The organism is Mesorhizobium sp. W050, assembly GCF_054719535.1.
This window is the reverse complement of record NZ_JBTTIH010000001.1, coordinates 1,551,998-1,565,407: the sequence shown is the minus strand read 5'-3', so window position 1 is coordinate 1,565,407 and position 13,410 is coordinate 1,551,998. Positions and strand designations below refer to the sequence as shown.

The following is a 13,410-nucleotide window of genomic DNA, read 5'->3' as shown; positions in this document are numbered from 1 at the left end:
GACCCCTTAGATCGCCACCTGCGTGCCGATCTCGACCACACGTCCGGTCGGGATCTGGAAATACTCCGTCGCATCGGCCGCCGAGCGGGCGAGCCCGATGAACAGCTTGTCCTGCCACACCGGCATGCCGGAATTGGGCGATGCCTTGAGCGAGCGCCGCGACAGGAAGAACGACGTCGTCATGATGTCGAACTTCCAGCCCTGCTTGCGGCAGATCGCCAGCGCGCGCGGAATGTTGGGCTGCTCCATATAGCCGAAGGTCAGCGTCACCCGCATGAACAACTCGTTGACTGTCTCCATCTTGACCCGCTCGCTGTCGGGCACCAGCGGCTGCGGTGCGGTGACCACCGACAGAATGACGTTCTGCTCGTGCAGCACCTTGTAGTGCTTCAGGCTGTGCATCAGCGCTGTCGGCGCGCTTTGCGGATCGCTGGTCAGGAACACGGCGGTGCCGGACACCAGCTGCGGCTTCTTCTTCAGCAGATTGCCGGCGAGGAAATCGAGCGGGATTTCGTTGCGCCGGGTCTTGTCGAACAGATAGCGGCTGCCGCGCACCCAGGTCCACATCGCCAGAACGATGGTGAAGGCCACCGCAAGCGACGCCCAGCCGCCCTCGAACACCTTCACGATGTTGGAGGCGAAGAAGCCGATGTCGATGAAGCCGAACAGCGCCGTCATGGCGACCGCCACCCACAGCCGCCATTTCCAGATGCGGGTCATGACGACGAACAGCAGCACCGTCGTCACCAACATGTTGCCGGTCACCGAGATGCCATAGGCGGAGGCGAGCTTGCTCGATTCGCCGAAACCGACGACCAGCAACATCACCGCCAACGCCAGCAAAACATTGACGCGCGGCATGTAGATCTGGCCCGACTGCCGTTCCGACGTGTGCAGGATTTCGAGGCGCGGCAGCATATTGAGCTGCACCGCCTGCCTGGTCAGCGAGAAGGCGCCCGATATGACCGCCTGGCTGGCGATGACCGTCGCCGCGGTTGCCAATACCACCATCGGGATCAGCGTCCAGCCTTCGTTCATCTCGAAGAATGGATGGCCGACGTGACCGTTCTTCGCCAGCACGAAAGCGCCCTGCCCGGCATAGTTTAGCAGTAGGCAGGGAAACACGATGGCCAGCCAGGCGAGCACGATGGGCTTGCGGCCGAAATGGCCGAGATCGGCATAAAGCGCTTCGGCGCCGGTGACGGCGAGGAAGATGGCGCCGATGGTGACGAAGGCGACATCGGGCGAATTGATCAGGAAGGCGACGATGTAGTGCGGGCTGACCGCCCACAGGATTTCGGGATCGGCGATGATGTGGTTCAAGCCCGAAAGACCGATAGCCAGGAACCAGACCGCCGTGATCGGCCCGAAGATCAGCGCCACACCGCCGGTCCCGAAGCGCTGCACCGAAAACAGGATCGCCAGGATGACCAGCGTCAGCGGCACGACGTAGGGCTGGAAGGTCGGGGTAACGACATTCATGCCTTCAACCGCCGAAAGCACCGAGATTGCCGGCGTGATGACGGCGTCACCGAAGAACAATGACGCGCCGACAATACCGATGGCCAGGATGATCGCCGAGCGGGTCGGGAAACTGCCGCGCGCCAGCGCCATCAGCGACAGCACGCCGCCCTCGCCTCGGTTGTCGGCTCTGAGCACAAACATGATGTATTTGATGGTGACGATAATCGTCAACGACCAGATGATCAGCGACAGCACGCCCAGAATATCGCCGCGCTCGGCGATTTCGCCGCCGGAGGACGCAACAAGCGCTTCCCGGAAGGCGTAGATCGGGCTGGTGCCGATGTCGCCATAGACCACGCCGAGCGCGCCCAGCATCAGAACTTTGGTGCTGTGCTGTTCGATTTCGGGATGGCTCGATTGTTCGACGGGTTCTGCCTCAATACCAGCATTGGTAAGGGCCATGGACGACACTCCGATAAGCGCGCGGTGCTCTACGCTTGCTGCGATGCAATATCAAGTGCCGTGACGGTAGGGCTACCATGTTCCCAGCGCAGGGCTTGCCCCGCAATGACCGGTGCGTGGCGTCAAAGGCTGCCGGAAACCTCAGATCGCCACCTGCGTGCCGATCTCGACCACACGTCCGGTCGGGATCTGGAAATACTCCGTCGCATCGGCCGCCGAGCGGGCGAGCCCGATGAACAGCTTGTCCTGCCACACCGGCATGCCGGAATTGGGCGATGCCTTGAGCGAGCGCCGCGACAGGAAGAACGACGTCGTCATGATGTCGAACTTCCAGCCCTGCTTGCGGCAGATCGCCAGCGCGCGCGGAATGTTGGGCTGCTCCATATAGCCGAAGGTCAGCGTCACCCGCATGAACAACTCGTTGACTGTCTCCATCTTGACCCGCTCGCTGTCGGGCACCAGCGGTTGCGGTGCGGTGACCACCGACAGAATGACGTTCTGCTCGTGCAGCACCTTGTAGTGCTTCAGGCTGTGCATCAGCGCTGTCGGCGCGCTTTGCGGATCGCTGGTCAGGAACACGGCGGTGCCGGACACCAGCTGCGGCTTCTTCTTCAGCAGATTGCCGGCGAGGAAATCGAGCGGGATTTCGTTGCGCCGGGTCTTGTCGAACAGATAGCGGCTGCCGCGTATCCAGGTGGTCATGATCAGCCCCATGAGGCAGGCAACGGATATTGACACCCATCCGCCTTCCACGATCTTGACGACATTCGCCAGGAAGAAACCCATGTCGATGGTGCCGAACAGCAGCGCCAATGCCAGGGCGAGCCCAAGCTGCCATTTCCACAAATTGCGCATGACAACGAACAGCAGAATGGTTGTCATCAGCATCTCGCCGGTCACCGAAATTCCGTAAGCGGAAGCCAGCGAACTCGAGCTGCCGAAGCCGACAACCAGCAGCATCACTCCCAGGGCGATGAGCAGGTTGACGCGCGGCATATAAATCTGGCCGCTCTGCATTTCGGACGTGTGCTGCACCTCGATGCGGGGCAGCAGGTTGAGTTGCACTGCCTGACGTGCCAGCGAAAAAGCACCCGAGATCACCGCCTGACTGGCGATCACGGTGGCGGCCGTTGCCAAGCCGACCATTGGCATCAGCGCCCAATCCGGCAACATCTCGAAGAATGGATTGGTCGGCCTGCCGCCATTCGCCAACACAAAGGCGCCCTGGCCGAAGTAGTTGAGCAGCAGGCAAGGAAACACCACGGAAAACCACGCGAGCACGATCGGCTTGCGCCCGAAATGTCCAAGGTCGACATAAAGCGCCTCGGCCCCCGTTACCGCCAGGAACACTGCACCAACGGTCACGAAAGCGGCGGTCGGCGTGCCGGCTAAGTAGGCGATCGCATAATACGGGTTGATCGCCAACAGCACCGAAGGATCATCCATCAGGTGGTAGAGCCCGGAAACGCCGATGGCCAGGAACCATAGCGCCGTCACCGGCCCGAATACTGCCGCCACCTTCCCCGTGCCGAAGCGCTGCACGGAGAACAGAAACGCCAGGATGACCAAGGTGATCGGAACGACATAGGCCTCCAGCGTCGGTGTCACCACTTCGAGGCCCTCAACTGCCGACAGCACGGAAATGGCCGGAGTTATGATAGCGTCTCCGAAAAAAAGCGACGCCCCGCAAAGTCCGATGCCGAGGATAAGCTTGGCGCCTTTTGGATAGGCGCTGCGCGCCAGCGCCATCAGGGACAGCGTGCCGCCCTCGCCCTTGTTGTCGGCGCGAAGCACGAAAGCGACGTATTTTATGGTGACGATAATCGTCAGCGCCCAGACGATCAGCGACAGCACGCCCAGGACATCTATGCGCGTGTCGGTACCAGGCGAAGCGTGAAGCGCCTCGCGGAAGGCATAGATCGGGCTGGTGCCGATATCGCCATAGACGACGCCAAGCGCGCCCAGCATCAGAACTTTGGTGCTGTGCTGTTCAGTGTGGGAGTGGTTCGGTTGTTCGACGGGTTCAGCCTCGCTACCGATGCTGGAAAGAGCCATCGACTACTCCCCGATCACCGCGCGGTGCGCCTTGCTTGCTGTCATGCGATATCACCTTCGACACGAGCCTTCCACCGCTACCAACCGCAAGCCTTCAGAAACCGCCCCACCGTGCCGGCCATGCCATACTCCAACGCATCGGCTGTCAACCCGTGTCCGATAGACACTTCGGCCAATGCCGGAATGCGCTTTGCCAATGCCGGAAGGTTGTTCACCACCAGATCGTGCCCGGCATTGACCTGGAGCCCGGCGGCGAGTGCGGCATCCGCGGTTTTTCCCAATCTTTCCAGCTCCTTCCGCGCCTTGGCGGAATCGGAATGGTAGCTGCCGTAGGGCCCGGTATAGAGCTCGATGCGGTCGGCGCCGGTGTCGCGCGCGGCATTGACGCCGGTGGGATCCGGATCGGAAAACAGCGACACGCGGAAGCCCCCTTTTTTCAGACGCTTGACGATCGGGTTAAGGAACGCCGCCTCGGCGGCAAAGTTCCAGCCATGGTCTGATGTCGCCTGCGCCGGATCGTCGGGCACCAGCGTCACCTGCTCCGGCTGGTGCCTTTCCACAAGCGCCAGAAAATCCTCGGTCGGGTAGCCCTCGATGTTGAACTCCGCCTTGGGAAACTCGTCGTCGATCAGCGCCCGGATCTCCGGCAGGTCGGAATGCCTGGTGTGGCGCTCGTCGGGCCGCGGATGAACCGTCAGCCCGTGCGCGCCGGCCGCCAGCGCCAGGCGGCCGAGCCCGGTGACGCTCGGCCACGGCAGGTCGCGGCGGTTGCGCAGCATGGCGATGGCGTTGAGATTGACCGAGAGTTTCGCGGGCATGGCGTGAGGTCCGGCTGTTTGTGCAGCGCATCTATACTGCCTTTGATGGGAACAGACAGGGGCTTTCGGGTGTTCCAGTGATGACATCTGCTCGCAAGGGGGAACCCAGCCAATGAATTTTCTCCAATCCGTGCCCGCGATCCGCCGCCTCGAAACCGACCGTGAGGACCTTTTCGCCATCGACGTCGTCGGCCATGTATCGGCCGCCGACGGCGAAAATCTGTTCGGATTGCTGGAGGCTGCCTACGCGCTGCACCCGAGGATCGATGTCTTGGTGCGGCTGGTTGATCATGAGGGCGTCGACTGGATCGATATGGACGACGAGACGCTGAAACAGGGCACGGTGCACGCCCTGGAGCATATCGCCCGGTGCGCGACGATCGGTGAGCCCGACTGGATAGCGGATGCGCGGAACTTCCTTCCGGCTTCGCCACCCATCGAGTTCAGGCACTTCGCGGCCGAGGATGAAGCGGATGCCTGGCAATGGCTGGGTGCGACGCCACTCAGCCCTGCTGCGCCGGCTGCTACCTGACGCCGGCTATCTAACGCCAGCTATCTAACAATCGTCAGCCGCTCTGCCGCCCGCGTGATGGCAGTATAGAGCCAGCGCTGGCGGGTTTCCTTGAACGCCCAGCTCTCGTCGAACAGCACGACATCGTTCCACTGCGAACCCTGCGCCTTGTGCACGGTCAGCGCGTAGCCATAGTCGAAATCGTCAAAGCGCTTCTTCTGCTGCCAGGGGATATCGGCGTCCGGATCCTCGAAAGCCGACTTGAGCAGCTTGATCTTGGCGACGCCGCGGTCGGGATCGTCCTCCTCGGGCGAGACCAGAAGGTTGATGCCCGGCTTCACCGTCTCGCGCGACGAGGTCATCACCTTCCACAGCGAACCGTTGAGCAGGCCCTTGGCGGGGTCGTTGCGCAGGCAGACCAGCTTGTCGCCGGCCTGCGGATAATCGGCATTGAAACCCTTCAGCTCGCGCAGGCGCTGATTGTAGCGGCGGCGTGTGCGGTTGGTGCCGACCAACACCTGGTCCGCCTTCAGCACCAGCTCCTGGGTGACGTCCTCCTTGCCGATGACCTGCGCGCTGCCGTAGTCGCCGCGCATGAACTCGCGGCCCTCGCGCACGTCGAGCGCCAGCTGGATGATCGGATTGTCGCGCGCCTGGCGGTGGATTTCGGTCAAGAGCACATCCGGCTCATGCTCGGTGAAAAAGCCGCCGCCCGAGATCGGCGGTAGCTGCGCCGGATCGCCAAGCACCAGGATCGGCGTGCCAAAACTCAGAAGGTCGCGGCCAAGCTGCTCGTCGACCATCGAGCATTCGTCGATGACCACCAGCTTCGCCCGTGAAATAGGGCTTTGGCGATTGAGCGAGAAGGTCGGCGACATCGAGGTCTTGCCGGTCACCTCGTCCGACACCGATTCCTCGCCCTTCGGCCGGTAGATCAACGAATGGATGGTGCGGGCATTGACCGCGCCCTTGGAACGCAGCACCTGCGCCGCCTTGCCGGTGAAGGCGGCGAACTGCACCTGCCCGTCGACATGCTCGGCAAAATAGCGCGCCAGCGTGGTCTTGCCGGTGCCGGCATAGCCGAACAGCCGGAAGACCTGCGGCCGGCCCTCTTTCAGCCAGCGCGCCACCGCCTTCAACGCCTCATCCTGTTGGGGAGAGAATTCCATCGGTTCGACAGACCGGATTCGCGAGAGAAAGACAAGCTTGGTGCCAACCACCGCTTAAAACGATGGGATTGCCTCACCTTCAACGGGACAAACTAGCAGGCGCAAATGCGAACGTAAAGTGAACATGCAAGCGGATAACGAACGATTTGAGTTCAGGCACTTGAACCTAGATCGGGCAATGCCACTATCACGGACATGATCGAGATGCAGATCGGCGCAGACACCTATAAGCGAGGATATTGATGAGGTCGTTCGCAGACAGGCTGATCGGAAAGTCGATAAAGAAGATCGAAATCGGCGAACCTGGTTATGGCATCGTTGTCTCCTTGTCGGATGACGCAGGGTTCGCGATATATACCGAGGTCACGGCCTGTCTGAGTGACGAAAATGCCAGAACCATAGAACGTGTTACCATCAGCGACGAGCAAGTGATCCTCCACTTGGGTGACAACGACTTCGTCGCCATTTCCAAAAACCGTGGCCGCTTCGCCGTCGTTGAGGCGTTTGTCTATGGGGACGACGAAGGCATGGTCGTCGAAAATTAGTTGCATCGGCCGCCAGATTTCAAACACCAACCACAGGCGGACTATATGTTCGCGCCGCCGCCGCTACCTCTGGTCGGCCCCGGATCGTTCTCCAACAAAATCGGCTTGCCGTGCGGGGTTGCATGCGCGGCGCGTTCCCAGGCGGCGGCGAGCGTGTCGACGTCACTTTTTCCCGCGACGCCCTTGGCCGCCAGCAGCGTCTCCAGCGCAGCCAGCCAATGCTCGTAGTAGTCGTGGCCGTCGCTTGCGGCGCCCGGCTTCTTCACTTGCGCCGACAGCGCATCGGCCCATTCGCTCCACGAAAACAGGCCCTTGTCATGCAGCGCCACCGTCATGGCGAAGGCTTCGGCCTGCCAGGGTTCGGCGAATACCGGTTCGTCCAGACCCGCCGGCAATGCACCTTCAGGCCGGCTCAAGATAGCTCTCCCAGGCATCGATCGAGACGGTCAGCGTCGGGTCGGCGCCCTCGCCCCAGATTTCCGAGCCATCGAAGACCACGGTATAGACCCATTGCGGGTTTTCACCGTTGCCATGCGCGTTGCTGTCGGGGAACACAAAACCGTCACGCACGGCCTCGATAACTCCGTGCTTGCCGCGCGCATAACGCGGCAGCCTCGTGTGGGCGGTGGGATTGAAATTCCTTGTCCGCACCGGGTCGCCGGCCTTGAAGCGCGGCGCCGTCTCGACCGGCCGGTCGCAGGGACTGCCCTTGGCCAGTACCGCCGGCACGTTTTCGGCCTTCAACACCCTTTTGGGCGTCGCCGCCGGATCGACCGCCTTACCCTCCGTCAGATCGCGCTCGCTGACGAAGCCATGGCGCTTCAGCAGCACCTCGAGCGCTTTGATCCAGATCTGGTAGTAGCTCGAGGAATAATAGACGGCCGGATGCAGCGATTCCCTGGCGTGCCGGCTCTCGTCGATGTTCCACGCGCCCATGGCGCCGGCAGTCAGCGTGACGCCGAGCGCCCGCCTCTCCCAATCCGCATGAAAATACGGTTCGTCCTTTTCGGGCGCGACCGGCCCGAAACCCATCTGCCCACCGAGATCCTGCGGCCCGTTCATGCCGGTACCTTCTTTGTCCCGGGTTCTTTGGCCACCGCCGTGCCGATCATCGCATCGCGGCTGACCAGTTCGGCGAGCTGGTCCTCACTCCAGCCTTCGGTACCGCCAGGCCGCATCGGCACCACGAGATAGCGCAGTTCGGCAGTCGAATCCCAGACGCGGATGTTTTTCTCCGCCGGCAAGGTCAGCCCGAACTCCTCCAGCACGCCGCGCGGATCGATCACGGCGCGTGAGCGATAGGGCGGCGCCTTGTACCAGACCGGCGGCAGGCCGAGCACCGACCACGGATAGCAGGAGCACAGCGTGCAGACGACGAGGTTGTGCGTCTCGTCCGTGTTGAACACCGCCTGCATGTGCTCGCCCTGGCGGCCGGTGTAGCCCAGCGAGGTGATCGCCGCAGTCGCGTCGCGCTTCAGCCACTCGGCAAAGGCCGGATCGCTCCAGGCTTTCGCCACCACCCTGGCGCCGTTGCGCGGTCCGATCTTGGTCTCATAGGTGTCGACGATGACGTCGATTGCGGCCGGATCGATCAGGCCTTTTTCGGTGAGGATGGTCTCCAGCGCGCGCACGCGCGCCGCAAACGGGTCGAGCTCATTGTCGTGGTCATGATCATGGGACATGATCTCAGATTAGGATCGGCGGCCCATGGCCGCAAGCATGACAGCTTGGGCCACGGGCTATCCCCTATTCGGCGGCGGCCTTCTGGGGTTCGATGAGCCGGTCCTCGGGGCCGAACAGCGACGCCTGCTCGCCGCTCTCGACCGCATGCAGCGCCGGCTTGTTCTTCTTCGAAGAGAAGAAGCTCACCAGCCACCCGGAGAAATTCTCGAAATAGACATAGATGACAGGGGTGACGAACAGCGTCAGCGCCTGGGAAGCGAGCAGCCCGCCGACGACCGCGACACCGAGCGGCTGGCGCAGCTCAGCACTGGCGCCGGTGCCGAGCGCGATCGGGAACGTGCCCATCAGCGCCGCCAACGTCGTCATCATGATCGGCCTGAAACGCATCAGGCACGCCTTGTGTATGGACTCCTTGGCCGACATGCCTTCTCGTCGCAGCTCCAGCGCGACGTCGACCATCATGATGCCGTTCTTCTTGACGATGCCGATCAGCATCAGGATGCCGATCACCGCGATCACCGACAGGTCCATGCCGGCAAAGCGCAGCGCGACCACGGCGCCCAGCACCGCCGAAGGCAGGCCGGTCAGAATGGTCAGCGGATGGATGAAGCTCTCATAGAGGATGCCGAGTACGATATAGATGGTCAGAATGGCGCCGCCGATCAGCAGGCCCTGATTGGCCAGCGAGTCCTGGAAGGTCTTGGCGGTGCCGGCAAAGCTGGTCGAAATCGCCGGCGGCATGCCGATCTGCTCCTTCAGCGCGGCGATGCGGGCCGTGCTGTCGCCCAGCGCCACGCCTTGCGGCAGGTTGTAGGAGATGGTCACCGCGGGCAGCTGGCCGAGCTGGTTGACCGTCAGCGCGCCGGCGGTGCGGTCGACGCGGGCAAAGGCGCCGAGCGGCACCAGGCTGCCGCTTGCCGTCCTGACCTGGATGGCCAGCATGCGCTCGGGCGACCATTCGATGTTGGGATCGAGCTCCATGATGACTTCGTAGCTGTCGGCCGAGCCGAAGATCGTCGAGACCTGCTCCGTGCCGAAGCCGCCATAGAGACTGGAGCGCAGCGTGTCGGTGTCGATGCCGAGCGACGCCGCCTTGTCGCGATCGACCACCAGCGTCGCCTGCAATGAATTGTTCTGCAGATCGCTGGTGACGTCGGTGAAATTCGCATGATCGGCCGCCATCGCATCGTTGAGCTTTTGCGCCCATGTGTCGGTCAGGCCGGTATCGAGGCCCTGAACGACGAGCTGGTAGGCGCTGGCGGAAGAACGCGCGCCAAGTCGCAGGTTCTGCACCGGCTGCATATAGGCATCGATCCCCGGCACGACGGCCAGCTGCCGCCGCAGATCCGACAGCACCTTATCGATGTCGGGGCGCTGGCTCTTGTCCTTCAGCTGCACATAGAGCTGGCCCTGGTTCAGCGCATTGTTGCCGCCGCCGGCTGACCAGGCCACATGCGAGACATAGGGCGAACGCGAGAAGACACTTGCCGCCTGGTTCTGCAGCTTGACCATGGCGTCGTAGGAGATGTCCTGCCTGGCGATCGTCGTCACCGAGATCTGGCCGATATCCTCTTGCGGGAAAAAGCCTTTCGGCGAGACCTCGATCAGCCAGACCGACCCTGCCGCCGTGCCGGCGAAGACGAGGAACACCAGAAAAGTGTGGCGCAGGCAGAAGGTCAAAAGCCGGTCATAGCCGCGGGTGACGATATCCTGCTTGTGGCCGGGGGCATGCTTGTCGCGATCGGCCTTGGTCACCGACAGCAAGCGCGAACACAGCATTGGCGTCAGAGTCAGCGACACGAACATCGAAGCCAGGATGGCGACCGTCACCACGACGGCGAATTCGTTGAAGATGCGGCCGATGACGCCGCCCATTAGAAGCACGGGGATGAACACCGCCACCAGCGAGATCGAGATCGAGATGATGGTGAAGCCGATTTCGCGCGCGCCCTTCAGCGAGGCATCGAAGGCCGAGAGACCGTCCTCCTCCATGTGGCGAAAGATGTTTTCCAGCATGACGATGGCGTCGTCGACGACGAGGCCGACTGCGAGCGTCAGGCCCATCAGCGAGATGTTGTCGATGGAGAAGCCGAACAGGAACATGGCGCCGAGCGTCGCGATCAACGAGATCGGCACCGCCACGGCCGGAATGATGGTTGCAGTCACCCGGCGCAGGAAGACGAAAATCACCATCACCACCAGAGCGATGGTCAAGAGCAGCGTGAACTGGACGTCGTCGACGGCCTGGCGGATCGAGGTCGAGCGGTCGTTGAGCAGCTTGATGTCGGCGGCGGCCGGCATTTGGTCCTTGAACGACGGCAGCATCGCCTTGACCTTGTCGACGACGTCGACCGTGTTGGCGTCGGGCTGGCGCTGCACCGCCAGGATGATGGCGCGCGTGCCGTCGTACCAGCTTGCGGTCGTCGTGGTCTCGACCGAGTCGATGACGCGCGTCACCTCGCCCAGCCGCACCGGATGGCCGTTCTTGGTGGCGATGATGAGGTTGGAGAACCCGGCGGCATCGGTGAGCTGCGTGTTGGCCGTGATGGTCAGCTGCTGCTTGTCGTTCTGCAAGACCCCGAGCGGCGTGTTGGAATTGGCCGACGCGATTGCCGTCTGCAGCTGGTCGATCGAAATGCCGCGCGCCGCCAGCGCCGTCGGGTCGATCTGCACGCGCACCGCATATTTCTGCTGGCCGAAGATCGACACCTGCGCCACGCCGTCGATGGTCGACAGCGAGGGCGAGATGACGTTTTCGGCGAAGGCGTCGAGGTCGGTGAGCGGAACCGTGTCGCTGACCAGCGACATCAGAAGGATCGGCGCGTCGGCCGGATTGACCTTGCGATAGCTCGGCGGCGACGTCATCTCCGGCGGCAACTGCCGCTGCGTGCGCGCGATCGCCGCCTGCACGTCGGCGGCCGCCGCGTCGATATCCCGGTTGAGCACGAACTGGATGGCAATGGACGTGCGTCCCAGCGAATTGCTGGTCGAGATCGAATCGATGCCGGCAATGGTGGCGAACTGCTTGATCAGCGGCGTCGCCACCGAAGTGGCCATGGTTTCGGGTGACGCGCCGGCCAGGTTGGCCGAGACGTTGACGACCGGGAATTCGGCGCTCGGCAATGCCGCCACCGGCAGGAACTTGTAGGCAAACAGCCCGCCCAGCACGAAGGCGAACGACATCAGCAGCGTGGCGACAGGCCTGCGTATGCAGAATTCGGAAATCATTGGGCGGCCCCACCGGCCTTAGCCGCTTCGGCGACCTTGGGCGCGGCCTGGTCACCGCCGGCCGCCTTGCCTTCATGCACGCTGGCGCCGTCCTTCAGCCTGGTTTGGCCCTCGACGACAACCTTCTCGCCTGACTTGACGCCCTCGCTGATGGCGCTGTTTTCGCCTTCGGTCAGCGCCACCTGCACAGGCCGCATCTCGACCGTGTTGTCGGGCTTGACGACATAGACGAATGGCCCCTTCTGGCTGGGTTGCACGGCAACGGTCGGGATGGATGTCATCTGCGGCATGATGCCGGCGTCGAGCACGACATTCACATACTGGCCGGGCCACAGTGAAAGATCGGCATTGGGAATGCTCGCCCGTGTCGCGATCGTACCGGACGCGGTGTCGACGCTGGAATCGACGAAGTCGAGCGTGCCCTTGCCGATCGGCATCGGATCGCCATCCTTGGTCAGCGTCACCGCGCCTTGCTGCGGGTTGGCCAGCGCCTTGTGCAGCAGCGCCAGGTTGCTCTCCGGCAGGTTGAAGTTGACTTGCAGCGGATCCATCTCGGTGATCGTCACCAGCGGCGTGGCCGTGCTCGAGTTGCCGTTGCTCAAGGTAACCAGGTCACCGACCGAAACGTTGACCGCGCCCAGCCGGCCGGCAATCGGCGCCTTGATGCTGGCAAAGCCGAGCTGGACATTGTCGGCGTCGATCGTCGCCTTGTCGGCATCGACCGTCGCCGCGGCAGCCTTTTGCGCCGCCACCGCCTGGTCGTAGGTCTGCTGCGTGCCGGCCTGCTTGGCGACGAGATCCTTGGCGCGCTGGAGGTCGGAGCCCGAACTGGTTAGCAGCGCCTGGTCCTTGGCGAGCGTCGCCTGATCCTTGGCAAGCTGCGCCTTGAGCGCCCTGTCGTCGAGCGAGAACAGCAGGTCGCCGGCCTTCACCATCTGGCCGTCCTTGACGTCGATCGATACGATCTGGCTGGACACGCGGGCGTTGATGTTGACCACGGCCGGCGAAGACACGAAGCCGATGGCGTAACGGCGGATCGGAAAATCGGCCATTGTCGCGGTGGCCGAGACGATCGAGGCCGAACGGGCGGCATTACCGCCGGCGCCGGATTTGCCCCCAGCCTTGTCGGCCGAAGCCTTGTCCGATCCAGCCGGCTTGTCCGTTGCTGCCGCCTGCCTGGCGCCCGGCAGCATCTGCCGCAGACTGCTCATTGCCGTCGGCGAAAAATAGACCCATGCCGCGGCGACACAGGCCGCTGCCACCACCACCGCCAGAACGACTTTTCCGCGCATCGACTAAAAGCCCTATGATCCGACACGCCGAACCCGGTGGTCTCATTCTACCCAATCACGGCGCCTTGCCGCGATCTCGCCGAAGTAGATAGGACGCACATTTGTCGGAAAAGGGCCAAAACACGGCATTACGAAGATTTAATGTGCACTGCACAATGACTATGCAGCCGGCTCAGCAGTCGG

At 62.8% G+C, this 13,410-nt stretch carries 11 protein-coding genes; 2 read left to right on the top strand and 9 right to left on the bottom strand.

Translation table 11 applies throughout. The annotated features are described in order from the left end of the window. Nucleotides 1–6 precede the first annotated feature (6 nt). The 3 genes from ACYG9Y_RS07445 to ACYG9Y_RS07435 all read right to left on the bottom strand — a co-directional run bounded on the left by ACYG9Y_RS07445 (nucleotide 7) and on the right by ACYG9Y_RS07435 (nucleotide 4,799). The gene (locus ACYG9Y_RS07445) at nucleotides 7–1,926 is read right to left on the bottom strand and encodes a potassium transporter Kup (RefSeq protein ID WP_286459217.1); all 1,920 of its coding nucleotides are present in this window, start codon (nucleotides 1,924–1,926) and stop codon (nucleotides 7–9) included. 141 nt (nucleotides 1,927–2,067) lie between these two features. Next, nucleotides 2,068–3,981, bottom strand: a complete 1,914-nt coding sequence (locus ACYG9Y_RS07440; protein WP_023823130.1) for a potassium transporter Kup — start codon at nucleotides 3,979–3,981, stop codon at nucleotides 2,068–2,070. Between the two features lie 77 nt (nucleotides 3,982–4,058). Then, on the bottom strand, nucleotides 4,059–4,799 hold the full coding sequence (locus ACYG9Y_RS07435) for a pyridoxine 5'-phosphate synthase (RefSeq protein WP_023702989.1): 741 nt from the start codon (nucleotides 4,797–4,799) through the stop codon (nucleotides 4,059–4,061). 112 nt (nucleotides 4,800–4,911) lie between these two features. On the opposite strand from ACYG9Y_RS07435, the gene ACYG9Y_RS07430 reads away from it, so the two are divergent. Continuing rightward, a complete protein-coding gene (locus ACYG9Y_RS07430) occupies nucleotides 4,912–5,331 on the top strand; it encodes a SpoIIAA family protein (RefSeq protein ID WP_023682069.1) in 420 nt (139 codons plus the stop codon). A gap of 20 nt (nucleotides 5,332–5,351) precedes the next feature. On the opposite strand, the gene ACYG9Y_RS07425 is transcribed toward ACYG9Y_RS07430, so the two are convergent. Continuing rightward, on the bottom strand, nucleotides 5,352–6,479 hold the full coding sequence (locus tag ACYG9Y_RS07425) for an ATP-dependent DNA helicase (protein ID WP_023682070.1): 1,128 nt from the start codon (nucleotides 6,477–6,479) through the stop codon (nucleotides 5,352–5,354). Between the two features lie 242 nt (nucleotides 6,480–6,721). On the opposite strand from ACYG9Y_RS07425, the gene ACYG9Y_RS07420 reads away from it, so the two are divergent. Beyond that, entirely contained in the window at nucleotides 6,722–7,024 is a 303-nt protein-coding gene (locus ACYG9Y_RS07420) for a hypothetical protein (protein WP_023668360.1), read from the top strand. A 41-nt stretch (nucleotides 7,025–7,065) separates the two neighbouring features. Here ACYG9Y_RS07420 and ACYG9Y_RS07415 read toward each other — a convergent pair whose 3' ends face one another. The 5 genes from ACYG9Y_RS07415 to ACYG9Y_RS07395 form a co-directional block, all read right to left on the bottom strand. Then, nucleotides 7,066–7,440, bottom strand: a complete 375-nt coding sequence (locus ACYG9Y_RS07415; RefSeq protein ID WP_023725319.1) for a nitrile hydratase accessory protein — start codon at nucleotides 7,438–7,440, stop codon at nucleotides 7,066–7,068. Further along, nucleotides 7,427–8,086 (bottom strand): nitrile hydratase subunit beta, encoded by a 660-nt coding sequence (gene nthB / locus ACYG9Y_RS07410; RefSeq protein ID WP_023725320.1) that lies wholly within the window; start codon nucleotides 8,084–8,086, stop codon nucleotides 7,427–7,429. Before nthB ends, ACYG9Y_RS07415 begins: the two co-directional genes overlap by 14 nt. Next, nucleotides 8,083–8,706 carry a nitrile hydratase subunit alpha gene (gene nthA / locus ACYG9Y_RS07405; RefSeq protein ID WP_023702993.1) on the bottom strand — a complete coding sequence of 208 codons (624 nt, stop codon included), beginning with the start codon at nucleotides 8,704–8,706 and terminating at the stop codon, nucleotides 8,083–8,085. The genes nthB and nthA overlap by 4 nt, the downstream gene beginning before the upstream one ends. A gap of 64 nt (nucleotides 8,707–8,770) precedes the next feature. Further along, complete coding sequence (locus tag ACYG9Y_RS07400; RefSeq protein WP_023740234.1) at nucleotides 8,771–11,935, bottom strand: efflux RND transporter permease subunit; 3,165 nt, start codon at nucleotides 11,933–11,935, stop codon at nucleotides 8,771–8,773. After that, nucleotides 11,932–13,227: an efflux RND transporter periplasmic adaptor subunit gene (locus ACYG9Y_RS07395; RefSeq protein ID WP_023740235.1), complete on the bottom strand. Its 1,296-nt coding sequence runs from the start codon at nucleotides 13,225–13,227 to the stop codon at nucleotides 11,932–11,934. Before ACYG9Y_RS07395 ends, ACYG9Y_RS07400 begins: the two co-directional genes overlap by 4 nt. Between the last annotated feature and the right edge of the window lie 183 nt (nucleotides 13,228–13,410).

Coding starts and splice junctions, on each gene's coding strand:
- ACYG9Y_RS07445 (WP_286459217.1), bottom strand. CDS start 1,926: ATGGCCCTTACCAATGCTGGTATTGAGGCAGAACCCGTCGAACAATCG.
- ACYG9Y_RS07440 (WP_023823130.1), bottom strand. CDS start 3,981: ATGGCTCTTTCCAGCATCGGTAGCGAGGCTGAACCCGTCGAACAACCG.
- ACYG9Y_RS07435 (WP_023702989.1), bottom strand. CDS start 4,799: ATGCCCGCGAAACTCTCGGTCAATCTCAACGCCATCGCCATGCTGCGC.
- ACYG9Y_RS07430 (WP_023682069.1), top strand. CDS start 4,912: ATGAATTTTCTCCAATCCGTGCCCGCGATCCGCCGCCTCGAAACCGAC.
- ACYG9Y_RS07425 (WP_023682070.1), bottom strand. CDS start 6,479: ATGGAATTCTCTCCCCAACAGGATGAGGCGTTGAAGGCGGTGGCGCGC.
- ACYG9Y_RS07420 (WP_023668360.1), top strand. CDS start 6,722: ATGAGGTCGTTCGCAGACAGGCTGATCGGAAAGTCGATAAAGAAGATC.
- nthB (WP_023725320.1), bottom strand. CDS start 8,086: ATGAACGGGCCGCAGGATCTCGGTGGGCAGATGGGTTTCGGGCCGGTC.
- nthA (WP_023702993.1), bottom strand. CDS start 8,706: ATGTCCCATGATCATGACCACGACAATGAGCTCGACCCGTTTGCGGCG.
- ACYG9Y_RS07400 (WP_023740234.1), bottom strand. CDS start 11,935: ATGATTTCCGAATTCTGCATACGCAGGCCTGTCGCCACGCTGCTGATG.
- ACYG9Y_RS07395 (WP_023740235.1), bottom strand. CDS start 13,227: ATGCGCGGAAAAGTCGTTCTGGCGGTGGTGGTGGCAGCGGCCTGTGTC.